The organism is Lysobacter olei (assembly GCF_054777355.1).
The window spans coordinates 463,304-483,840 of sequence record NZ_BAAHAT010000001.1; the positions used below are offsets into that span (position 1 = coordinate 463,304).

At 67.5% G+C, this 20,537-nt stretch carries 34 protein-coding genes; 3 read left to right on the plus strand and 31 right to left on the minus strand.

Annotation, left to right across the window (positions count from 1 at the left end):
• From ACYVBS_RS02295 to ACYVBS_RS02445, 31 genes are all read right to left on the minus strand, one after another.
• The gene (locus ACYVBS_RS02295; protein WP_460821491.1) at positions 1-699 is read right to left on the minus strand and encodes a hypothetical protein; all 699 of its coding nucleotides are present in this window, start codon (positions 697-699) and stop codon (positions 1-3) included.
• Position 700: 1 nt separating this feature from the next.
• The gene (locus ACYVBS_RS02300) at positions 701-1,189 is read right to left on the minus strand and encodes a hypothetical protein (protein WP_460821492.1); all 489 of its coding nucleotides are present in this window, start codon (positions 1,187-1,189) and stop codon (positions 701-703) included.
• A gap of 39 nt (positions 1,190-1,228) precedes the next feature.
• Positions 1,229-1,723 carry a hypothetical protein gene (locus ACYVBS_RS02305; RefSeq protein WP_460821493.1) on the minus strand — a complete coding sequence of 165 codons (495 nt, stop codon included), beginning with the start codon at positions 1,721-1,723 and terminating at the stop codon, positions 1,229-1,231.
• The gene (locus tag ACYVBS_RS02310) at positions 1,720-4,185 is read right to left on the minus strand and encodes a putative Ig domain-containing protein (RefSeq protein ID WP_460821494.1); all 2,466 of its coding nucleotides are present in this window, start codon (positions 4,183-4,185) and stop codon (positions 1,720-1,722) included. Before ACYVBS_RS02310 ends, ACYVBS_RS02305 begins: the two co-directional genes overlap by 4 nt.
• Positions 4,182-4,961 (minus strand): hypothetical protein, encoded by a 780-nt coding sequence (locus ACYVBS_RS02315; RefSeq protein WP_460821495.1) that lies wholly within the window; start codon positions 4,959-4,961, stop codon positions 4,182-4,184. The genes ACYVBS_RS02310 and ACYVBS_RS02315 overlap by 4 nt, the downstream gene beginning before the upstream one ends.
• Positions 4,958-5,674, minus strand: a complete 717-nt coding sequence (locus ACYVBS_RS02320; protein WP_460821496.1) for a phage adaptor protein — start codon at positions 5,672-5,674, stop codon at positions 4,958-4,960. Before ACYVBS_RS02320 ends, ACYVBS_RS02315 begins: the two co-directional genes overlap by 4 nt.
• A gap of 46 nt (positions 5,675-5,720) precedes the next feature.
• Positions 5,721-6,050: a hypothetical protein gene (locus ACYVBS_RS02325; RefSeq protein WP_460821497.1), complete on the minus strand. Its 330-nt coding sequence runs from the start codon at positions 6,048-6,050 to the stop codon at positions 5,721-5,723.
• Positions 6,050-6,301 (minus strand): hypothetical protein, encoded by a 252-nt coding sequence (locus ACYVBS_RS02330; protein ID WP_460821498.1) that lies wholly within the window; start codon positions 6,299-6,301, stop codon positions 6,050-6,052. The genes ACYVBS_RS02325 and ACYVBS_RS02330 overlap by 1 nt, the downstream gene beginning before the upstream one ends.
• 46 nt (positions 6,302-6,347) lie before the next feature.
• Complete coding sequence (locus ACYVBS_RS02335) at positions 6,348-7,397, minus strand: phage major capsid protein (RefSeq protein ID WP_460821500.1); 1,050 nt, start codon at positions 7,395-7,397, stop codon at positions 6,348-6,350.
• A 170-nt stretch (positions 7,398-7,567) separates the two neighbouring features.
• A complete protein-coding gene (locus ACYVBS_RS02340; protein WP_460821501.1) occupies positions 7,568-8,581 on the minus strand; it encodes a hypothetical protein in 1,014 nt (337 codons plus the stop codon).
• Complete coding sequence (locus tag ACYVBS_RS02345) at positions 8,578-10,785, minus strand: hypothetical protein (protein WP_460821502.1); 2,208 nt, start codon at positions 10,783-10,785, stop codon at positions 8,578-8,580. Before ACYVBS_RS02345 ends, ACYVBS_RS02340 begins: the two co-directional genes overlap by 4 nt.
• Entirely contained in the window at positions 10,782-12,380 is a 1,599-nt protein-coding gene (gene terL / locus ACYVBS_RS02350; protein ID WP_460821504.1) for a phage terminase large subunit, read from the minus strand. The genes ACYVBS_RS02345 and terL overlap by 4 nt, the downstream gene beginning before the upstream one ends.
• Positions 12,373-12,798, minus strand: a complete 426-nt coding sequence (locus tag ACYVBS_RS02355) for a terminase small subunit-like protein (RefSeq protein WP_460821506.1) — start codon at positions 12,796-12,798, stop codon at positions 12,373-12,375. Before ACYVBS_RS02355 ends, terL begins: the two co-directional genes overlap by 8 nt.
• Positions 12,791-13,003, minus strand: coding sequence for a hypothetical protein (locus ACYVBS_RS02360; RefSeq protein ID WP_460821507.1), 213 nt, complete (start codon positions 13,001-13,003; stop codon positions 12,791-12,793). The genes ACYVBS_RS02355 and ACYVBS_RS02360 overlap by 8 nt, the downstream gene beginning before the upstream one ends.
• Positions 13,004-13,165: 162 nt before the next feature.
• Positions 13,166-13,456 (minus strand): hypothetical protein, encoded by a 291-nt coding sequence (locus ACYVBS_RS02365; RefSeq protein WP_460821509.1) that lies wholly within the window; start codon positions 13,454-13,456, stop codon positions 13,166-13,168.
• 112 nt (positions 13,457-13,568) lie between these two features.
• A complete protein-coding gene (locus ACYVBS_RS02370; protein WP_460821511.1) occupies positions 13,569-13,742 on the minus strand; it encodes a hypothetical protein in 174 nt (57 codons plus the stop codon).
• Between the two features lie 8 nt (positions 13,743-13,750).
• Positions 13,751-14,092: a DUF1064 domain-containing protein gene (locus ACYVBS_RS02375; RefSeq protein WP_460821512.1), complete on the minus strand. Its 342-nt coding sequence runs from the start codon at positions 14,090-14,092 to the stop codon at positions 13,751-13,753.
• Complete coding sequence (locus ACYVBS_RS02380; RefSeq protein ID WP_460821513.1) at positions 14,089-14,274, minus strand: hypothetical protein; 186 nt, start codon at positions 14,272-14,274, stop codon at positions 14,089-14,091. Before ACYVBS_RS02380 ends, ACYVBS_RS02375 begins: the two co-directional genes overlap by 4 nt.
• Entirely contained in the window at positions 14,267-14,584 is a 318-nt protein-coding gene (locus tag ACYVBS_RS02385; RefSeq protein ID WP_460821621.1) for a DUF3307 domain-containing protein, read from the minus strand. The genes ACYVBS_RS02380 and ACYVBS_RS02385 overlap by 8 nt, the downstream gene beginning before the upstream one ends.
• A gap of 1 nt (position 14,585) precedes the next feature.
• Positions 14,586-15,074 carry a hypothetical protein gene (locus ACYVBS_RS02390; protein ID WP_460821515.1) on the minus strand — a complete coding sequence of 163 codons (489 nt, stop codon included), beginning with the start codon at positions 15,072-15,074 and terminating at the stop codon, positions 14,586-14,588.
• Positions 15,071-15,352 (minus strand): hypothetical protein, encoded by a 282-nt coding sequence (locus ACYVBS_RS02395; protein ID WP_460821516.1) that lies wholly within the window; start codon positions 15,350-15,352, stop codon positions 15,071-15,073. Before ACYVBS_RS02395 ends, ACYVBS_RS02390 begins: the two co-directional genes overlap by 4 nt.
• A complete protein-coding gene (locus tag ACYVBS_RS02400; protein WP_460821518.1) occupies positions 15,349-15,552 on the minus strand; it encodes a hypothetical protein in 204 nt (67 codons plus the stop codon). The genes ACYVBS_RS02395 and ACYVBS_RS02400 overlap by 4 nt, the downstream gene beginning before the upstream one ends.
• A complete protein-coding gene (locus tag ACYVBS_RS02405) occupies positions 15,549-15,758 on the minus strand; it encodes a hypothetical protein (protein WP_460821519.1) in 210 nt (69 codons plus the stop codon). Before ACYVBS_RS02405 ends, ACYVBS_RS02400 begins: the two co-directional genes overlap by 4 nt.
• Positions 15,755-15,928, minus strand: coding sequence for a hypothetical protein (locus ACYVBS_RS02410; protein ID WP_460821520.1), 174 nt, complete (start codon positions 15,926-15,928; stop codon positions 15,755-15,757). The genes ACYVBS_RS02405 and ACYVBS_RS02410 overlap by 4 nt, the downstream gene beginning before the upstream one ends.
• Positions 15,925-16,125 carry a helix-turn-helix domain-containing protein gene (locus ACYVBS_RS02415; protein ID WP_460821521.1) on the minus strand — a complete coding sequence of 67 codons (201 nt, stop codon included), beginning with the start codon at positions 16,123-16,125 and terminating at the stop codon, positions 15,925-15,927. The genes ACYVBS_RS02410 and ACYVBS_RS02415 overlap by 4 nt, the downstream gene beginning before the upstream one ends.
• Positions 16,122-16,271, minus strand: a complete 150-nt coding sequence (locus ACYVBS_RS02420) for a hypothetical protein (protein ID WP_460821522.1) — start codon at positions 16,269-16,271, stop codon at positions 16,122-16,124. The genes ACYVBS_RS02415 and ACYVBS_RS02420 overlap by 4 nt, the downstream gene beginning before the upstream one ends.
• On the minus strand, positions 16,268-16,582 hold the full coding sequence (locus tag ACYVBS_RS02425; RefSeq protein WP_460821524.1) for a hypothetical protein: 315 nt from the start codon (positions 16,580-16,582) through the stop codon (positions 16,268-16,270). Before ACYVBS_RS02425 ends, ACYVBS_RS02420 begins: the two co-directional genes overlap by 4 nt.
• Positions 16,554-17,429: a hypothetical protein gene (locus ACYVBS_RS02430; RefSeq protein WP_460821525.1), complete on the minus strand. Its 876-nt coding sequence runs from the start codon at positions 17,427-17,429 to the stop codon at positions 16,554-16,556. Before ACYVBS_RS02430 ends, ACYVBS_RS02425 begins: the two co-directional genes overlap by 29 nt.
• The gene (locus ACYVBS_RS02435) at positions 17,426-17,743 is read right to left on the minus strand and encodes a hypothetical protein (RefSeq protein WP_460821526.1); all 318 of its coding nucleotides are present in this window, start codon (positions 17,741-17,743) and stop codon (positions 17,426-17,428) included. Before ACYVBS_RS02435 ends, ACYVBS_RS02430 begins: the two co-directional genes overlap by 4 nt.
• Positions 17,740-17,946, minus strand: coding sequence for a hypothetical protein (locus ACYVBS_RS02440; protein WP_460821527.1), 207 nt, complete (start codon positions 17,944-17,946; stop codon positions 17,740-17,742). The genes ACYVBS_RS02435 and ACYVBS_RS02440 overlap by 4 nt, the downstream gene beginning before the upstream one ends.
• A gap of 3 nt (positions 17,947-17,949) precedes the next feature.
• Positions 17,950-18,162, minus strand: a complete 213-nt coding sequence (locus ACYVBS_RS02445; RefSeq protein ID WP_460821528.1) for a hypothetical protein — start codon at positions 18,160-18,162, stop codon at positions 17,950-17,952.
• A 69-nt stretch (positions 18,163-18,231) separates the two neighbouring features.
• Between ACYVBS_RS02445 and ACYVBS_RS02450 the strand changes: the two genes are divergently transcribed.
• The 3 genes from ACYVBS_RS02450 to ACYVBS_RS02460 all read left to right on the plus strand — a co-directional run bounded on the left by ACYVBS_RS02450 (position 18,232) and on the right by ACYVBS_RS02460 (position 20,536).
• Positions 18,232-18,972: a LexA family transcriptional regulator gene (locus ACYVBS_RS02450; protein WP_460821529.1), complete on the plus strand. Its 741-nt coding sequence runs from the start codon at positions 18,232-18,234 to the stop codon at positions 18,970-18,972.
• A gap of 64 nt (positions 18,973-19,036) precedes the next feature.
• Positions 19,037-19,495 carry a hypothetical protein gene (locus tag ACYVBS_RS02455; protein WP_460821530.1) on the plus strand — a complete coding sequence of 153 codons (459 nt, stop codon included), beginning with the start codon at positions 19,037-19,039 and terminating at the stop codon, positions 19,493-19,495.
• A gap of 156 nt (positions 19,496-19,651) precedes the next feature.
• Positions 19,652-20,536, plus strand: coding sequence for a DUF7666 domain-containing protein (locus ACYVBS_RS02460; protein WP_460821531.1), 885 nt, complete (start codon positions 19,652-19,654; stop codon positions 20,534-20,536).
• Position 20,537 lies beyond the last annotated feature (1 nt).

Genomic DNA, 20,537 nt, shown 5'->3' on the forward strand with positions numbered 1-20,537 from the left:
TCAGCCTCCCGGTCCCGGACGCCCGTAGACGCCCTGGTAGCCATACAAATCGCCGCGACGGGTCGCCGCAGCCTCTTGACTCTTGCGCCACAGGTCGGTGAACTGGCCGAACGCATCGCCCATGCCCTGGGCCCGTGCCGCCGAACCGGCGGTGTCCAGGTTGGAGCGCAGCAGCGAATTGGCCTGCAGCGCCGCATTGCCGGCGTCCATCCCGCCCTGCACCATGGCAATCATCCGGGCGCGGGCGTCCTCGTCGCTGGCACGCAAACGCGCCCCCTCGGCGTTGCCGCGGCGGGTCGCCTCGACCACGCTGCGCAGGTAGTTCTCGCCCAGTTCGCGGTTGGCATCGGCCGACACGGAGCCGCCCGTCTGCCCGCTGCGCGCCATGGCGAACTTGGTGTTGCGATCCGCGACGACCTTCTGCCGGTCCAGGTCGCCCACCAGGAAGTCGGTGGTGTCCTTGGACAGTTGCCCGTACTGCGCTGACCGCCTCGGGTCATCGAACAGTGCGTTGATTTCGCCCGTGGTCTGCTTGATGCGCTCCTGGCGCTCGCGCTCCAGCCGCTCGGCCCGCGCCGCCGGGTCCTCGGCGTTGCTGGTCTTGGTGAAGCCAAGCGGGTCCAGCCACTTGTTGCCTTTGATGAGTCCCGTGGGGTCGGCCCAGTTGCCCCGGCCGACCTTGCCCATGCTGTCGCCCATCTCAGCCCCCTACCCGTGCGTACATGGCCACGTCCTGCCCCTGCCGTCCGGCCGCCTTGCGCACGCCCTCGCAGACGAAGCCCAGCCGCTCGTACCACTGTCCCGTCTGCACCCGCGAGGCGAGGGACCACACCTGCAGCCGGCGCACGGTGCCGGTGGCCAGCAGCGCATCCGCCAGCCAGCGCGACGCCTTGGTGATGACCCGCCAGTGCTGCGCCCAGCCGTCCATCGTGCCCACCATCCAGGCGTCCATCTGCCCCTCGTCGGTGGTCGTGTAGCCCCCGGCCACGATGGGCCGGCCCTCGGCGTCCTGCACGGTGAACCGCGGCCCGGTGCGCAGGTAGAGCATCGCCGCGAAGGCGTCCGGGTCGAACGGCTCCATGTCGGTGAACGCCTGCACCTGCTCCACCTCGTCCGGGCGCATGTCGCGGCACAGCATGACCAGATCGGCCAGCGTCACAGCGCGCAGGTTGGAGGGGCAACGGCTCATGCTCGCCACCGTGCCCGGTAGCGAGTTGGAATCAAGGCGTCAGGCGGTGCGGCGCGCATCGTCCAGGTACAGGTTCAGCGCGTAGAACTCCCACGCCTGCCCGCCGGCAAAGTCGATCTTCACCGACAGGCTCGGGGCCATCAGCGGCAGGTGGATGATCTGCCCCGGCACGGTGTCGGCGGGAATGTCGAACGGCACGGTGAAGGCCGCGGAACTGGCCTGGTTGTAGCCAATCGAGACGGTCGGCACGCCCACGCCCACGTAGTCCAGGCCCACCATGCGCTTGAGTACGCCCGGCTCGCCCAGGTCCAGATACGGCCACTGGATCGTGGCATCGAAGAACACTTCCCGCGCGTCGCCGCCGTAGTCCACCAGGGAGCCAGGCACCACCCGCAGCACGTCGTCGCCGCTGCGGATATACAGGTCGCCGTTGCGGTGGGTGAAGGCGTCGATGGGGAACGGGAACTCGTAGATGGACCACGCGCCCACCCCGCCGACGCGGTTCATGGTATAGACGAACACGGTGGTGCTCATGGCACGTACCTCACGGCCACCACGTCCTCATAGGTCGGCGGGTTGGCTTCGTTTTTGCGCTGGGTCCAGACCGGCGTACCGACCGCGGGCGTGGTGTAGATTTCCTGGGTGCTGCCCACGGCGATGAACAAGCCCTGCGCATAGGCGAGGTTTTGGGTGCCCGCGCCGCCCGTGCTGAAGCCGGCGATGGTCGGGCCGACCGTCCAGGTGCCGCCGTTGTCGTCGGAGTAGCGGCATTCGCCCGCAGAGCCAAGCACCATCAGCCGGCCCTGCCCGTAGGCCAGCCCTTGCCAGTTGCCAACCGCCAGTACGCTCGTCCACGTCTCGCCCAAGGCGCTGCGCAGCACCAGGCCATTGGCACCGGCCGCAAAGAAATAGGTCTCGGTGGCCAGGCACAACTCAACGTTGCCCACGCCGTTGCTGAAGGCCGCGCTGAAGGTCTGCCCGCCATCGGTGGAGCGGATCAGGCTGGCCAGCGTGGACATGGCCACGACGATGGAGCCCTTCGCCGCCGCGCCGTAATAGCCACGATCCTCCACGGCCATTGCGCTGAAGGCCACGCCGTTCGTGCTGCTGTAGGCGCTGGCGCCGCTGCCCATGAACACCAGGTAGCGCCCGGTGCCGCCGTGCTCGGCGTAGGTCATGCCGTTGCGGGCCAGGCTGGAAAAGCCGGTCACGTCCGCCCACGTCGCGCCCCGGTCGGCAGTCACCCGCCCGGTGGTGCCGCTGCTGGGGAACACGAACACCCGGCCATTGGCTGCGTACATGCGGCCGATGCCTGCCGCCAGCCCGGTGGCCACGCTGGTGGTGTAGGTGGTCGCGTCCTCGGAGTGCAGCACGCTGCCCACGGTCACCGCCTGCGACACAAACACCGCATGGGTGGCAATCGCCGCCGAATCGTCCAGCGTCGCCACGGTCCCGTCGGCGTCGGTGATACTCACGGTCCAGGTGTAGGTGCCGCCCAGTGTCGGGGTGCCCGTGACCGCGCCCGTGGAGGCGTTGAGCGTGCGGCCCGGCGGCAGACTGCCGCTGGCGAGGCTGTAATTGCCGTAGGGCAGGACGCCCCCCGTGGCGGTGTACTGCGTGGCGCCGGGATTGACGCCCACCTCGCCATCGGGGTGGTCCCCGGACAGGGCCAGGGTCGGCGCCGGGTACTGGGCGAACGCCAGCCAGTACTGGCCCGCGCTCGGGTAGTAGGTGGCCAGCGCCTTGGTGCTGTTGGCGCCGGCCACGCGGATGGCATCCTGCACCAGCGGGTCAATCGGCATCCCCACGTCACCCGCCGCCAAGTTGGTGGAGCCGCCGGCAATCGACACCGTGCGCACGCCCTGCGCGGACAGGAAGAACAGGTCGTTGCTGACCGGCGCCAGCGCCTTGTGCCAGGTGGAGCCGATGGGCAAGGCATCCAGCAACGCGGAGTTGGCCGGATCCTCGTCCACCTGCCACATCTGGAACGCCTGGGCGTTGAAGATGACCAGGTTGGAGCGGTACAGGCCCATGGCCGCAATCGGGTTGGCGCCGTACTGCTGCAGGCCGTAGGGCAGGTAGCCGGCGTCGTTGGCGGTGGACCAGTCGTAGGGGTTGACCGTGGCGCAGTAGCGCACCACGTCGTCGTCGGCGGCATAGACCTTGGATGATGCGATGGTCACGACCTTGCTGTGCGGGCAGTTCTCGTCCTCGATGCGGCGCGGGATGGCCTCCCACGCGATCTGCCCATCGGCCACGCGCGTGCCCATGCCGGTCGGCCACGACGGTTCGGTGGAACCGGACACCATCGCCGCCTGCGGCTCCCACACGATGCGGGAAATGGCGACCGCCTCCCACGTCACCGTGTTGTCCACGACGGTCACGCCCAGGGTGGACGGCCAGGCCGGCTCGGCGTCGTCGCTGGTGCCGGCCTCGGGCTGGACGGCCTTGTATAGCAGGCCCTCGGTGTTGGCGGTCAGGTCCCACTGGAACTTGTCGAACTGGTGTTCGGCGCTGTCGGTCTTGTGGCTGAAGGCGCCGATCTTGACCTTGGCGGTGTTGGCCGGGGCGGTGCCGGCCACGCTCGACTTCTTCCAGCCGCCGTCGCTGCTGGTGATGACGTTGCCCAGCACCGTGGACAGGACCACGCTGCTGGCGTCCAGGAATTGCAGCAGCACGCGCCCGGTGTTGTCGCCGGCCGACGCGGCGCCCTGGTGGTACATGCAGGACGCATTCACCACGCGGCCCTGCGCGCACGGGCCTTCCGTGGTGTTCAGCAGGGTCACGTCACCCGTGCCGTTGACCCGCAGGCTGTTGGTGCCTTCAAAGCGGAACCCGGTGTCCAGCACCACGTCGCCGCCGAAGTTCCACGCGCTCGCGCCGGCCTCCAGGTCGCCGTTGACGATGGCCACCGGCTGCGCGGGCGGCGCGGTGCGCGGCACGACCAGCGCGCCGGGCAGGTAGAGGGTGCCGGGTTCCCAGGCGGGCGTGGTCATACGGCCTGCGTGCCTCCGGTCTTGGCGTCAACGCCGCTGCCGTAGCGCGTGGTCGTGCTGCTCGGCGGGGTGGTGGTCGTGGTGTCGGTGGTGGTGGCCACGACGGTCACGCCCCGGTCGGATTCCTCGGTCACGCTGCCCTCGGTCGGCCAGTCGGGTTCGGTGGAACCGCTGCGCGGCGGCAGGCCATCGGCCTGGATCGCGGTGTAGGTGTAGCCGGCGAAGGTGGTCGGCTCCACCACGTCGCCCACGGCGTACTCGGTATTGGCCTGCCACGTCGGCCCCGGCTGCGCCAGCCGGTAGGCACGGTAGGCCAGCCCGTTGGGCGTGGTCGGCATCACAATGTCGCCCGGCACGTAGGCGTGGTCCGCCTCCCACGTCTCGGCCGGCGCCAGCCAGTAGTGGTACACGTCGCCGTTGCTGAACTCGGCGGCCACGTACAGCCCGCGCAGGAACGGTTCGGCAAAGTGGATTTCGGCCAGGGTCAAGGCGCTGTTGCTCGGATGCACCAGCACGTCGCACACGTAGTCCGCATCGGTCATGGTGATGACCGACGAGGCGAACACGTGGAACTTGCCGTCGAAGTAGCACAGCCCCTTGGTGCCGGCCGGCAGCGTGGTGTCCACGACGGTGCCGGGGCGCTGGGTGGCGCGCTTGGCGGCGTTTACGTAGCCGTTGCGCAGCAGCCACAGCGATTCGGGGCTGGCCCCGCCCTTCTCCAGCAGCCGGGTCATGCCCGACTTGGTGGCGCTCAGGGCAACCGCGCGGCGACTCATACCATCTTCGGCGGCACCGCGGCCGGCCGCTCCACCTTGCCCGGAATGTACCGGCGGGTGTGGTGGCTACCGGCCACCAGGTCGCCCAGGTACGTCTGCAGTTGCCCGGCGTAGTTGCCCGCGTCCGGCTGGCCGTAGTGCGCTTTGGCGTTGGCCAGCGCCAGCAGGAACACCGCCTCGGCGTCGATGGTGGTGGTGTCGGTGTCGGCGGAAAACGGCAGCAGGCCGAAGTCGCCCTTGACCCGCAGGCTCCACGTCGCATCGGCCGGCGCCGGCCACACCTCGATGCCCTGCCGGATTTCGTAGTGGGTCGGGATCGCGTCGCCCACGGTGCCGTACTGCACCGGGTCGATGCCGTTGACCAGCGGGCGCCAGTTCAGGTCGCCCTGCGAAATGCCCACCCACTCGACCTTGCGCGGGTCCAGGGTCTTGGTGCAGGGCACGGCGGCGGTCTGCTCGTCGTTGGCGGTCAGGTCGTAGAAGCGTTCGCCGGCCGGCATCGCCCACGTGAACCAGCGGGCGCCGCGAAACACGTCGTAACGGCGGTACAGCAATTCCTGCGCTTGCGCGAGGAAGTCGTTCAGCAGGTCGTCGGTGCCGGACAGCGCCACCGGCATGGCGGCAAAGCCCAGCCGGCGGTTCAGGTGCGCCCGCAACGCCGCGAGGGTGGCCGTGGGGAACGCATCGTCACAGGCGAATTGGGTCCACGGCACGGTTCACGCTCCGAACAGCGGACGGCCCCGAAGGGCCGCCCAGGGGTCACTTCTTGGTGGCGGCCTTCTTGGCGGGCTCGCGGACCTTGATGCTGGCCTGCGCGTCCTTGCCGCCTTCGCCCGCACCGGTCAGGCCGGTCACGCGCGCCAGCGCCGCGGTGTCGCGGTACACGCTCTTGACCGGCTCGCGGCCGTAGCGGCTGGTCAGCAGGTTGTAGGCGTCGCCCGCAGCCAGGTCGTCCACGTCCTCGTCGGACTCGACCGTGATGGCCTCGTCGCCGTGGATCGCTTCCAGCACCGGCAGTTCGAAGTCGAAGCAGGTGGCCGGGATGACCAGGCCAGCAGCGCGCTCGATGGTGATGGTCAGGCGCTTCATCACGCACCCGCCAGCAGGTACAGGGTCGCGGCGGTGGACACCTTGACGTAGTTGGGCAGGGTGACGTTGGCATAGGCGCCCGCGCCCACGGTGGCCAGCGTCGAATACGTGGTGCCGTCGCTGGAGCCCTGCAGGGTCAGCGAGCCGGCGGTGGTGTTGTGGACGACGGCGTTGCGGCCCGGCACGAACGGATGCACGTCCGTGGACTGGTTCAACTGCACGGCGGTGTCGGTAACGGCTTGCGACTTCATGGGATCGGTCCTCGGAAGGGGGCGCCCCGGAGGGCGCCCCGAAGGGTCAGGCGATGGACAGCACGGCGTTGGCGTTGCGCTTGTTGATCGTCAGCCCGTAGTCCGCCGTGGTGGCGAAGTAGTGGGTGTAACGGTCGTACATGCGCGAGGGCTTGCGGTTGACCATCCAGCGGCCCTTGAACGGGCGCAGCTTGAGGGTCTTGCTGTTGAGGAAGTAGCAGCGCTTAGCCCACGGGTAGGTGATCGCACCCAGGATCGCGTCCAGCGCGTCGAACTGCGGATCCCACACCAGCGGCACGCCCTTGAAGAACACGCCGGACACCGAACCGTCCACGTTGGCGCCGGACTTGCCGGTGACGCTCAACTGGCGGTTGATCTTGTCCAGCGAGTCATCGCGGTAGGCGTCGTAGAACGCGGAGCCGCAGACGATGAAGTCCGGGACCATGCCGCCGTACTGCGTGCAGGCGCGCCAGCTTTCCTCCATTTCGGAGGTCAGGGTGCCCGCGGTGGTGGTGACGATGCCCAGGTTGGCGTTGTTCTGCCAATAGCTGTTCGACGCGGCCAGTCCGCCGATGGTGCCGGCGGTCGGGGTGGTGGACACCAGCAGGTCGATGCCGGGGCAGGCGAGCGAGGACTGCGTGCCGTCGCGCAGTAGTTCCAGGCCCATGTTGGTCTGCATACCTTCCTTCAGGACGGCGTGCGCCTCGCGGACCTTGTTGACGATCTGGATCTTCTCGGCCTCGGTCACGACGGCGTTGCGGTCGTCGGTGATGATGATGCCGTTGTCGGCCAGTTCGGTTTCGTTGAAGCTGAAACCGTCGTGCGCCTCGTAGTGGTAGAACGGCGCCTTGCGCACCGTGTCGCGGCGGTTGTACGTGACCTGGTTATCGCCGGTGTAGTTCTGATAGTTGGAATCGTTGCCGATTCGCACCTTCTCGTTAAACACACCGTTGCCGAACACGCTCTCGACCTTGTTGGCAATCAGCCAGGCCAGGGTCGGGCGTGCGGTGTTGATCTGATCGATGGGGTCGCCAGCGGCGTAGGACTCGCGCTGATAGTGAACGCCTGCAGCAAGCTGCTCGGAGGTAACGGGCATGGTCGTACTCTCAAAAGGGAGGGAAAAGGGGGTTTTCCGTCCGCGTTTGAGGGGCGCGACTTCCTCAACCTCTGCGCTTACCGGGCGCGACACCGGCTATCTGCTATCGCGGGGCGGCCCGTGAGCCGCTGGGGTGACAGTGCCGCCCCGCGAGTTAGTGTCAAGGCCCGTCAGCGCACGCTGGCCACGCCCATGGAGAAGGCGTCCATGTCGTCCTTGGGCTGCGGGCGCACCGGAGCGGTGGTGCCCGGCCGCAGCGGCGAATGCGCCACGCGCGGGCGCGGGGCTTCGACCGGCACGCGCCAGTACGCCGCCTCGACCTTGGCCGCCCACAGGTGCGGCGGGTGCTGGCGGATCGCGGCAAAGTCGATCTTGGCCACGCGCTGCGCGAAGTGCGGGTCGTCCTTCTGCAACTGCGCGTTCAGCGCGGCCAGTTCTTCCTTGGCGGCGTTGACCGCCTGGGCCTGCTGGGCCTCGGCCCGCTGCTGCTCGGTGGTCTGCGCCTGGGCCTGCTGCTGGCGGTTCAGCAGGTTGCGCGCCTTGACCACCTCCAGCGCGGCCGCGCGGGTCATGTCGCCCTCCTCCACCTGCGCCTTCAGTTCCGGGTAGTCCGCCAGCGGGTCCACGCCCGGCACGTCCGCGCCGGCCAGCTTGGCCCAATGCTCGTACTCCTTGCGCGCGGTATCGAGTGCCAGAGCAATGGCCTGTGGGTCGCCCGCGTTGGCCTTGGTGGCGATGGCAGCGTAGTCGAACATGGACCCCATCAGTTCCGGCGGGGCGCCCGTGGACATGACCAGTTGCTCCCACTGCTCGGCACGGGCCGCGGCGGCACGCAACGGCTCGACCTCCTGGTGGAGCGTGTCGTACTGCTCTTTGAGCTTGCCGAAGCGTTCGCGGGTTTCGGCCTTGGCGTCCTTGGGCAGTTCGCCAAAGGCGTCGGACGGCTTGGCCGGCGGCGGGTCGGCCGGGGTGTCGTCGGCCTTGGCTTCGGGCGGGGGCGGCTCGTCGGCCGGCGCTTCATCATCGGCCGGCGCTTCGCCATTGGCTTCGGCCAGGCCAGCATCGAAGGCGGCCATGTCGGCGTCCACGACGGGCGCGGCGTCCTCGCCCTGCACCTCGACGGCGCCGGTGTCAGGCTGGTCCTGGGTCTCGTCGGGCTTCGGGTCGGTGTTCTGGATGGTCACAGGATGGCCCCCTCGGGCGGTTGGTTAACGGGTGCGGATACGGATGCGGCCGTGGCGCTGGGCGCCGCCGGCAGGAATTGGCCCACGTCCACGCGGATGCCGAAGCGGTCCAGCGTGGTCGCCACCACTTCCTCGATGCAGTCGGCCACGCTGGCCGGGTCGGAGCCGCGCAGGCTGGCGACCTGCTCGATGGCCTGCTGCAGCACCGGCAGGGCATTGACCCAGGCTTCGCGGTCGGCGTTGGTGTCGGGCTTGCCGGACGAGCCGGCGCGGATGGTGACGTTGGCCAGGTCGGCCAGGTCCTCGACGGTCATGCCCTCGGGCCAGAACGCCCACTCGCCGGCAATGTCCACCGCGTCCTTGCGGCTCATGGTCTGCACGCACACCTCGGCGGTGTACTCGGCCAACTCGCCCAGCATCGCGTCCAGCGATTCGCGCATGTAGCCGGTGCGCGCGTTGGTGCCGGTCTGCTGGATTTCGGCCTCGGTCGCGGTCTTGGCGGTGCGGATGGTGGAGGACAGGGCTTCCTGGATGCCCCAAATCATCTCCAGTTCGGCGCGGATCGCGCTGGTGTCGTACAGCGCCATGTCCACCGGGTTGTAGGCGATGGGCGCCATGGCGGTGCCCACCGGCTCGCCGGGGCGAGTCGGCTTGAGCGGGACCATTTCCCCGATGCCGCCGGCCTCCAGCTTCTTGATTTCCTCGGGGCTGTAGTTGCTCGCGTCAAAGCCCAGCTTGGGCAGGCAGCGGCGGCGGTGTTCGGCGTAGTTGGAACGGGTGCGGTTGTACTCGTCCAGCAGGCCCATCGAGCGGCTAATCAAGCTCTGCGGGTGGCGCTCGCCGTCCACCTTGATGGGCGACCACAGGAACAGGCTGTAGAAGCGGCTGGTGGCCGGGCGCGGCGCCTGCGGCGGCACGGCGTAACAGTCCAGCCCCTCGATCACCACGAACACGGTGTTGGTGTCGCGGTCCTGCACCTCCCAGGCGCAGACGTGGCCATGCTCGCCACCGCCGGGCTTGAAGGCGTCCGCGTCCTCGGCGCTGACCTCGGCCACGCCGCCGGACTCGCGCCGCTCGGTCGGGCTAGTCGGCTTCACCGGGGAGTACAGGGTGGCGTTCTTGATCTTGTCCTTGATCGCCGGGAACCGGGCCTTGGCCGCCTTGGTCGGGAAGAACGCACGGGTGGCCAGGTACGGCGCATCCTTGTACTGCGCGATGGTCTGCACCTCGCTGGCGACCTGCACGTCCTCGGCCGGGAAGAAGTCGAACGCCATGCCGCGCGCCACCACCACCTCCACCTGCGCCTCCAGCCCCACCAGCAACTTGGTCAGTTCGGCCTTGGCCGCGTCCATGTCCGGCGCCGTGCCGTCCAGCACCTCGGCCTGCAGCGCGTCGTACTGGCGCAGGTTGTCCTGGATGCCGGCGATCTTCTGCCGAATGATGGGATCCTCGCCGCGCTGCTCCTGCCACGTCGCCTTGATCCAGCCCACGGCCACGGTCAAGCCGGAACGCACGCACCAGTCCATTTGCGCCTTCAGCGCGGCCCGGCGCCACACCCGCGACACCACCAGTTCCAGCGTGTGACTGAACTGCTTGGCGTCCTTGAGCTTGGCCCGGTACGGCGCGGCCAGGGCCTCGGCGCGGGCCTTCACCGCCTGGTTGAGCGTGTCCTGCATCGCCTGTTGCGCGGCGGCCTGCGGGTCGATTGGCGCGGGCGCCTCGCCCGGCTTGCCACCGGCGGCCAGGTTCATCGCGGACTGTGCGGCTTCCTGCTGGGCGGCTTGTGCGGCCTGCTGGCCAACGGCCATGCCCGCCTGCTGCGCCTGCTGCATCACCGCCGGGTCGGCCAACACCTCGTCGCGCACCTGGTCCATGAGTTCGGCCATGCTCGGCGGCTTCACCGTCTCGGCCGGGCTGGCGTCCACGTCCGGGTCGCGGGCGTAGAGGAAGCTGGTCAGAATGTCCACGTAGGTGCCGGCAATCGGCACGTCCACCTCAAAGTCGCCCTTGTCGCCGCGGGCGTACTTGCGGTCACGGGCGTACTGGCTGCGCGCGTGCTTGTCGAACTCGCGGTCGTCGGCAATGCGCTTGAGCCAACGCTTCACGTCCGCGGCTTCTTCCACCTTGGCGCTCGCGTCCTCGCCGTGGACGGCCTCGGCAATGCCCAGGCTCAGGGGGTGGAACTCGGGCTGCTGGTCGTTCATCGGTAAAAGCGCCTCTTGAGGGATTCTTCATGCTGCTGCGCCCGGTCCATGCCCTCGATATGGGCGCGGGTGAACGGGATGATGGGTTTCTGCTTCTCGCGCTTGGGCACGCGGGCGCCGGCAATCAGGTCCAGGCCGCGCCCGAACAGGCCGCACACGTCCACCTTGTCGTCGTGGCGGCCGGCGGGGAACGAACACAACTGCTGTACCAGTTCCTCGGCCCAGCGTTGGCCGCGGGGCAGGAACACCGTGCCGTGCTGGGCGCGGGCGCGGAACGTGGCCACACGGGCCACCTTGTCGCCCGTGGTCGGCAACCACTCCATCGGCACCCACACCTGCGGCGTTGCTTCGCGCATGGCGCGGGTCACGGCCGGGGCGATGGCCTTCTCGATCACGCCCTTCTCGCCAAACCACAGCATCGGCTTGTGCTGCTGGCACAGCGCCACCTTGGCCTTGATGGTCACGTCCGGGGCTTCCTGCCCGCTCCACCAGTCCAGCACGAACATGCGGTCGGCTTCATCGACGCCCACCACGCCATGCTCGGTGAAGTCGCCGTCCTTGGAGGTCACGGCAAAGTCGGTGGCGCCGTACACGTTCAGGTGCGCCGGCACGTCCTCGGGGCCGTACCAGTTAAACCACTCGCGCTTGAACTGGATGCCTTCCTCGGGCGCCGGGCGCTGCTGGTACAGGCTCGCCCAGGTGCGCGGGTTGGCCTCGTAGATTTGCCAGTGGCGCGGGCCGAACCACTCCGGCCACAGGTATTCGCCCAGCTTGCGGCCCAGCGGGTCGTCGGTGCGCTCGCACTTGGCGGGGATGTTCAGCACCTCCCACACCTGCCCGTCCTTGCACGCCACCGGCCCGGAACGGCCGTCGTAGTCGTCGGGCAGGATCCCGCCGGCCAAGTCCTGCTCATGCCAACGGGTCTGGATCAGGATGATGCTGGCCTTGGGCTTGAGGCGGGTCAGGAAGTCGTCGTCGTAGGCTTGCCGGGTCTTGGCGCGGATCGGCTCGGACTCGGCTTCCTCGCGGCCCGCCACCGGGTCGTCCACGATGCCCAGGTCACAGCGGCTCGACGTGATGCCGCCCATGATGCCCGCGGCAAACAGGCCACTGCCGTTGGTCAGTTCCCACTCGTCGGCGGCGTTGGAGCCGGCCACCAGCGTCGTGGGCTTCTCCCACACGGTCGCAAACTCGGGGCTGGCGGCAATCTGCCGGGCGCGCTTGCTGTGCCGGATGATCGGCGTGCCGGCGTAGCTGGTCATCAGCACGCGCAGGCCGGGGAAGCGGCCCATGGCCCAGGTCGTGCCCACCACGGACGCATACGTGGATTTGGCGCTGCCCGGTGGCTCAAAGATCATCAGGCGGCCGTAGTCGGTGCGGATGCACCGCTCGATGGCCTCCATGGTGACGATGTGGTGCGCGGCCACGCTCGTCTCAATGGGCTTGAACAGCCACTCGTCCGGGTCGTCGGACACCGGCGCACCGGGAATCGTGATGGCCTTGCTGTAGGCCACCAGCGACTCACGGGCGCGGCGACGGCGCAGCAATTCCGCTGCGGCCTCGGCCGGGGTGATGCGGGCGCGGCCGTCAGCCATTCGCCCTACCGGCCGCGGCGATGGCCTCCAGTTCGGCCTCGGTCATGGCCACACGGGTCTGCAGCGGGTTGGCCGGGTCGCCCTTGAGGGTCACGGCGGGGCCGTAGACCTTGGGCTTCAGCTTCTCCATGCGCCAACGCTTGTTGGCCAGGATCACGCTGGCCGCTTGCGGGTTCAGGGAGCCGTCCTCCACCGCCGACTCCAGCCGGTCCATTTCCTCATGGTGGAACTCGGCCTGTTCCTCGCGCGCGTGCGCGTACTTGGCCGCGAAATCGTCGTGTTCCTTCAGCCAGCGCCGCACAGTATCCCGGTCGGGCATCCCTTCCTCGGCACAAATGGCGCGCAGGGAATCCCCGCTGGCCAGCTTGTCCAGAATCGAATCGGCCAGAGTCTCGCTGTAGGTGGACGGCCTACCCATGGGGCGCCACCTCCGCGGCAATCTTGGCCCGCCCGGCATCGGTCAGCCCGAAGCGGCCCTTGGCCTCGCGGGCGTAGCCCTTGGACAGCGCGCCTATCAGCAGCATTTCGCCCCCTGGGGCGTTGTCCCGGCGGAACTCGTCGGCGTTCACCGAGAACTCCCGGTTCAGGTATTGCAGGGCTTGGGTCATGCGATCAGCGGCCATGACCCAAACCCTCCCCGGTCCCATGGGTAGGAGATGCCGCGGCGGGTTGCAGCCCGTCCGCGGTGCCGCAACGCGGCGCCCCACTCCCGGAGTGCATGGGGTTCCCGACTCCCATGCTTCGGCCGCCACACTCGCGCCTGGCGGTAGCGCTGAACAGTCGCATCATCCTTCCACCTCGCGGATCACGTCGCGGATCAGTTGTTCGGTCACGAACCCGATTTCCACGAAATGCGCCAGCAGGTCATCGAACAGGTCGCGGGGGCTGGGCAGGGGGAAGCTGTAGCGCCCTACCACCAGGCCGGTATTGGCGTTCACGGTCGCGTCGGTCGTGGTCGCGGCCTCGCACAGCACGAACACGCTGCCCGTGCCATCGGCCATCACGTAGCTCCCCGCCCCTTCGTAGGAATGGCGGTTGGTGCGGATGCGCTGGGCGACCTTTTGGGCGAGGGGCATCATGTCCTGCTCGGGATGGGCGGCGCCGATCTTGACCATAGACCGGGTGTAGCAATGCCGCGGCCCCGCGTTCGGCCGCGCGTGGTGACGAATAACCCGTTTGGACTTGGATTCAAGGCTTGCTTTGCTTTCCACGGTTTCCCCTTTGCTTCCGTTGGATGCGCTGCGCCTTGCGCATGGCCGCCAGTCGGCGCTGCTGCGCGGCCAGTTGTTCGATTTCGTGCGCGATCAGTTGTTCCAGTTGCACCGGGGCCAGTTCGGCGTAGCGGGCGACGGCGGCGGCCATGTCGGCTTTCATCCGAAGCTCTCCATGGACCAGCCGCCGCCGTCCTTCTTGGCGCGTGCCTTGATGGCCACGAAACGGAACGGGTACTGCTCGGCCGCCACCTTGATCTTCACGCGGGCGTCGTCCGTCCAGTGGCCTTTGACTTCGTGGCACTCCATGACGCCATCTGCGGCCATCACCGCGAAGTCGGGCGTGTAGAACGTGCTGTCGGCCAGGCGCAGCTTCAGCCCCTCAAACCGGAACCACTGCACGGCCCCGGCCGCGCGCAGCACGTCCAGGTGGGCGGCATAAGCGGCCTCGGTCTTGTTCATCTGTCCGGCCTTCAGGCGGCCCAGCGCGTAGTGCTTCATCCCCGCCTCCGCATCTGCCCTTCCGCGCGCTCCCAGCTGTTAACCCACGCCTCGCGCAGATTCGCGGCCTTGCGGTCGGTCCCATACGGCGGGCAGTCGTCCAGCTTCTTGCCTACACGCCGGGCACTCTCCACGGCCAGTTGCGCCGCCTCCCACTCGCGGCGGGTTGGTGTGTCAGCCATTCATCACCCCCAAAAGCGCCACCCACAGAACCTTGCAGGCGACGTGCAATGCCTGGTCCGTGTTGAACCCGATGCGCCCCTTGCACTTCGCGTCGTCAATCAGGAAGTGCGCGACGGCCTCAGCCGCGGCCAGCGCCGGGCTACCAGTGACAACCAGCACCACGCCGGCATGGATGGCGGAATGCGCCCCAAGTGCCTGCCACCACGGCACGCCAGGAATGGGCGCGAAGCGATTTTTTGCCTTCGCCAGAAAGTCGCCTTGTAGCGGGTAGTCGGCCAGTGCGTGCCCGGCCAGCAGCAATGCGATCATTTCAACCACGGGCCACCTCCCACACTGCTGGGATGCGCTCGACCTTGCCCAGCCCCAACGCCTCCCAGTCGAAGCTGCTCATGCGCGGGCCGTCCACCGGCTCAGGCTTGACGAACTTGCGGGCGATGCTGGTCTGCACGTTCTGGTGGTTGATCGTTCGGATGCGCTCGGACGGCTTCACCTTGGCCGGCTTCGTCGGCTTGGCAACGCGCGGCTTGCGTACCCGGTTCCGACGCTTCTTGTCGTATGCCGCCTGGTTGGCCTTGCGTTGCTCCGGCGTCAGCTTCGGCGCCGGGTCGCAGATGAAGTGGTACACCCGCACGAAACGCTCGCCGCCGTCGTGCCCAATGAAGCCACCGCGGACTTGGCTGGCCAGTGCTGAACTGCACTCGTTATGCGTCAGCCCCAGCGCCACGCGAAGTTCATGCGACCGCATCGGGCCGACTTTCAGCGCCTCGCGGACCTTCAGATTCGATCCTTTCCTGCTCACCCGTACACCCTCCCCAACGTTTCATTGATTGCGGCCAACTCCCCGGCGGTCCCGCCGATCCGGTAGCGCAGCCGCAGCATGGTTTGATCCCCGTGGATGCCGCCCTTGCCGGTGTGGCAGGGCTGGCACAGCGCGATGCAGGTCCAGTGGTCGCCTTGGACGACGTGATGCGCCTCGCTCGGGGCTGGCGCGTCGCAGGTGACGCAGGCCACCGACTTGACCGCCGCCAGGTGCGCGGCCTCGGCCTTCGTGTGCGCCTTGCTGTTCTTCGTCCTCACTTGGCGGCCCTCGGCTTGACCAAAGGACCGCACCACGCGGCGGCCTCCACCTTCATCGCGCCCCAGCGCCACGTCGGCGCCTCGCCCTCATACGCCCGCAGCCCCGACCACAGCAGCAGCCGGGGCCGATCCGCTCCAACCAGCCACACCGCGTAGTCGCCCCGCTCGGTCGGGAAGTCGTGGCGGCCTCCGGTGGTCATGCGAACAGATCCCCTTGCGGCGACTTCATCGGGCTTCGCAGCGCGTGCGCCAGCCGGTCACAGGCCGGTGACGGGTGGAACAGGTGGCCGCATTGGGTGGCGTGCCCGTTGGCCGCCAATCGGCGCAGAACCGACAGTCGCGCAGACGGCGGGCTCAGCCAGCGGCGGTCGCTCAGGTCCAGTACGGCGCGCATGTAGGCGGTCACGACACCGCCTCCAGCCGCTCGGCCTCTCGCTCGTAGTACCGCGCCCGGCGTTCGGCGTCGTCGGGCGTCTCGTAGGGGTTGCGTCGCGCCGCGCGGGCCGCCTCCCGGTGTGCCTCGGCCAGCGCCTTGGGGCTTTCGCGCAGCAGGTCGCGCTGCTCGGTGGACTTCATGCCGCCCCCGTTGCAGCAGCGAAGTGCAGGCGCCAGCGGTAGGCCGTGGAGCGCGACACGTCGAACTTGTTGGCGACCTGCCTGGAAGTAGCCCTTGGGTTGGCGGCCAGCCACAGCGCCACGCGAAAATACAGTTCGGGCATGGCGGCGTGATGGGCTTCGGCAATGCGGCCCTGCCCGGCGAGCGTGATCCTCATGCCGCCCTCGCGTACACGTTCAGCGCGTGCGACATGCGGGCGTGCGCGGTGGAGACGGCGATGCCGGCATAGGCGGCAATCTCGCGGGCGTTGCAGCCGGCCAGGACGAAGGTCAGCACGTCGTCGTCGGTCAGTTCGATGTTCATTCGCCACCTGCGGCTGCGGTCTTGCGGTCGCCGGTCAGTTCCTTGCGCAGCCCTTCGATGATTTCCTGCGCGCGCTTCGGGTCGGCCGGCGTGGACGGCAACGCCTTCAGCGGTTCGACCTTCGGCAAGGCTTCGATGAAGTGCTGCGGCACAGGCCAGGTGGTGCGCATCCGGCCCAGGGTGATGAACGCCTTGCGGAACCGGGGCGTGTCGCGGTGTTGATCCCACACGCGATCCGAAGTCAGCACCTCGGTCCAGAACATCGCGGTGCCGGCGATCATGTCAGCGGCGGGGGTGCGTTCCAGACTCAAGCAAAGCAACTTGGTCAGTCCGTCCAGAATCTCGTCGTGAATCCAGGTGTCCATGCTTCATCGCCTGTAGGGTTTGGATGGCGGAAAGGGTCTTGCTCGGTGCAGCGGGGGGCGGGGCCGTGCTTCTGGCGACTGGCGCGGCGCGCAAGTCGTCCTCCCAGCGGTCTTGATTGAGGTAGGTCAGCGGGTCGGGCACGTAGCCGCGCACCCAGCCGTCGTCGTTGGCGGCACGGTGCAGCACGTCGGCAATCAGGGTGTCGGCCACCGCATCCAGCCCACGGCTGCGCCACTTCTGCAGCGCGGGCTTCTTGCCCACCTTCTTGGGGTAGGCGGCCCACCAGTCATCGAAGCGCGAAGCCGAAGGCTGCGCAGAGAGCTTTTGCTCTTGCTTCTCTAGTGATGGTGTTGGTGTTGGTGGGGTCGGACTGTCGGTTTTTGTCGGACTGCTGTCGGACTGCTGTCGGACTGCTTCGCGGCGGTGACCGCTCGGGCGGTTCTCCTGGTCCCAGCGGCGCTTGTACTCGCGGCGCTCGTCGGCATTGCGCACGGCGCTGTACTTTCCGTGGTTGATGAGTCGCCAGCCGCCGTCAATTTCCTCGATCCGGCGCCCGTCCGAGTCCTTGGTGCGGCTGTACGGGTCAGGCGACATGAAGGCCAGCAATGCGGCCTCCGCTTCCTGCAGCGTCACGTTGGCGCGACGGGCGAGACCAGGCACCGCGCCGTACACGTTGCCCTGCGCGTCCGCCATGGCCAGCATCGTTACCCACACAATCCGCGTGGCGTAGGACTCGCCCCACACGGTCGATTCGGTGATGCTGCTGAACAGCTTGGTGTAGGTGTCGCTCATGCCGCCGCCCCAAACAGCGCCGGCTGGAACCCGGTGACGGCCCACAGGTGTTCGGGCTTGCCGTAGATGCCCTGCTTCTGCAGTTCAAGCTGGGTCAGGCGGCCGTCCTTGGTCAGCACGGTGATGGCGCGGCGGATGCTGGTCAGCGGCCAATGCTTTCCTGCCGCGTTGCACTGGCCCCACACGTCGGCGGGGGACAGCGGGCCGCGGGCGTTGGCGTAGATCGCCAGCACCGCATCTTCCTGCTTGGCCGCGTCCGCGATGGCCTGCGCCAGCTCTGCGCCGGTCAGGCGGGAGGTGTTGAAGTAGGTCATCCCTGCCCCTCCCCCGTGATCCCTTCGGCGGCGAGCAGTTTTGCGGTTAGGTTGGCCGCCCGGATCTTCTTGGTCGCCCAGCCATGCAGAACATCACGAACGATGGCGGAATGGTCCTCACCGGTCGCCCGGTGTTCGGCCTCGATCACGCACCACGTTTCCGGGGTGATCTTTCCGCGAAAGTCCTTCAGGTCGGCCGCCATGGGTTAGGCCGCCTTCGACTTCTTCGGCGAAAGCAGCTTGCCGTTCGCATCGAAGGCGTCCGGTCGAAGCTCGTACCTGATGCGCAGGGCGTGGTTCTCTGGGATAGGCTGCCCGTCGTGCCACATGTAGATGGCCGAATGGGTCTTGAGTCCAAGGGCGGTCTGAAGTTCTTTGACCGAGCCGAAGAGCCTGATGGCTTGTTCTTTGGTGAGCATGCGCCGATTGTCAGCGCGCTGACAGTTAATGTCAACCCCCTGACGGCCCTGACATGTAAGTTTCCTGACATGCCGAACCAAGAACTCGCCGTCAGGACGAAGAAGGCCCGGATCCGGGCAGGCTTCACCAAGGAGAAGGACGCTGCCGCAGCCATTGGCTGCTCCCGTCCGCTGGTAATCCGCTGGGAAGCCGGCGAGGCGCACTCCATCGGTGGCAAGTACCTGATGGAGGCCGCACGGGTGTACCGGGTCCGGCCGGAATGGTTGGCGCTCACGTCAGACGATGACGGTTACCCGTGGGAGCCGGACGGCGAGCGGGTGAAGGTTCACGCCTACGAAGTCCGCGGGGTGGACGGCGAGGACGGCGTTGATGCCGAACGCGAAGTGATGATTGCGGTGTCCGACATAGAGGTGAGCGGTGGCCCTGGCGTTATCGTTCCCGAGTACGTGGAAACGAAGTACCGCCTGCCCTTCCAGATTGAATGGCTGCGCCAGTTTGGCGCCAAGCCGGAGCAGGTGCGCATTGCGCGCGTTCGCGGCTCGTCCATGGAGCCGACGCTATGGGATGGCGACAAGGCGGTGATCCACACCGGACAGAGGCGCATCCGCAACGACCGCGTGTTCGCGCTGATCTATGGCGGTGAGGCGCGCGTGAAGCGTATCTCGATGATGGCGGACGGCCGGCTTCGGATCGTCAGCGACAACCCGGACAAGACTCGCTACCCAGACGAGTACGTGCAGCCAGAGGACATGGCGCAGGTGTACATCATCGGCCAGGTAATCGACCGCAGCGGTGGCGGTGGCCTGTAACAGACTAACCGGAGGTGACATGGATAAGTGGGGTGATTCAATTCCACTAGGCGTGGCCAGTGGCATGCTGATCGTGCTGGGCGGACTGACAATGGCGGGCTCTCTGGGGTCGTGCAGCAAGGCCGTTCCACCAGCCCCGGATGAGTTCTCCAGTTACGAGGACTGCATATTGGGCAAGTTGGGGCGCGGTCAAAGCAAAGTCGCGTCAGAGGCGATCATTGAGGCGTGCCGCATGAAGTTCCGCCCATCGACGTTGCCAGCGCCACCTGTGAAGCACAGCACCGAAGCCCATAGGTCGGCCGCTGAAGCTGGAATGGTTCACGATCTGGCACCGGAGAATGACGAGCAGAAATTCGGCGACTTCACTTGTGCTGGCGACTGCTCAGGGCACAAGGCCGGCTACAACTGGGCCGAAGAAAAAGGCATCACCGACGAAGGACAGTGCGGCGGGAAGTCGCAATCCTTCGTTGAGGGATGCAAACAATGGGCGCGGGACGCGAGTGATGAGTGGGTGTCAGACTGACCAAGGCCAATCAACAGCCTAAAAAGCCCGCCGAAGCGGGCTTTTTTGTGCCCCGCACAATCGAAAGTTGAAAATAATTCTGTCAGCCTATTGACAGGCTGTCAGTCTGCTGACAGTATGACTCCCACGCCGAACGGATCGGCCGGGAGACAGACGATGGCAGACGGCACCACTCAGGAATCCGCAGCAACCGAAACCACGGCTCAGCCCGAGGTCATCACCACGTTCAAGGGCTTCGACGCCAACCTGGCGTGCCGTGGCTATCAGTTTGAGGTCGGCAAAGAGTTCGTCCACGAAGGTGAGGTATCGGCCTGTAATGGCGGCTTCCACGCCTGCGAGTACCCGCTGGACGTGTTCAATTACTACCCGCCTGCCGAATCGCGCTATTGCACGGTTGAGCAGTCCGGCACGCTCTCGCGCCACGGTGGCGATTCCAAGGTTGCCAGCGAACGCATCAAACTCACGGCAGAAATTGGCCTTCCGGGCATCATTAAGGCGGCCGTCGAGTACACGCTGAAGCGTGCGAAGCCGACTGATTCCGCCAGCAACTCGGGCGACTACGGCGCGGCCAGCAACTCGGGCGAGGATGGCGCGGCCAGCAACTCGGGCACTCGCGGCGCGGCCAGCAACTCGGGCGCTCGCGGCGCGGCCAGCAACTCGGGCTACCAAGGCGCGGCCAGCAACTCGGGCACTCGCGGCGCGGCCAGCAACTCGGGCGACTACGGCGCGGCCAGCAACTCGGGCTACCAAGGCGCGGCCAGCAACTCGGGCGCTCGCGGCGCGGCCAGCAACTCGGGCTACCAAGGCGCGGCCAGCAACTCGGGCGCTCGCGGCGCGGCCAGCAACTCGGGCGAGGATGGCGTCGCAATGTCCGCAGGCTATGCGGGAAAGGTTATGGGCTGCGAAGGCTCCGCACTGTTCCTGGTAGAGCGTGACGACGAATACAAGATCGTCGCGGTGTGGTCAGGAATTGCGGGCCGCGATGGCGTCAAGCCGGAGACGTGGTACACGCTGCGCGACGGCAATCTGGTGGAGGTCTAAG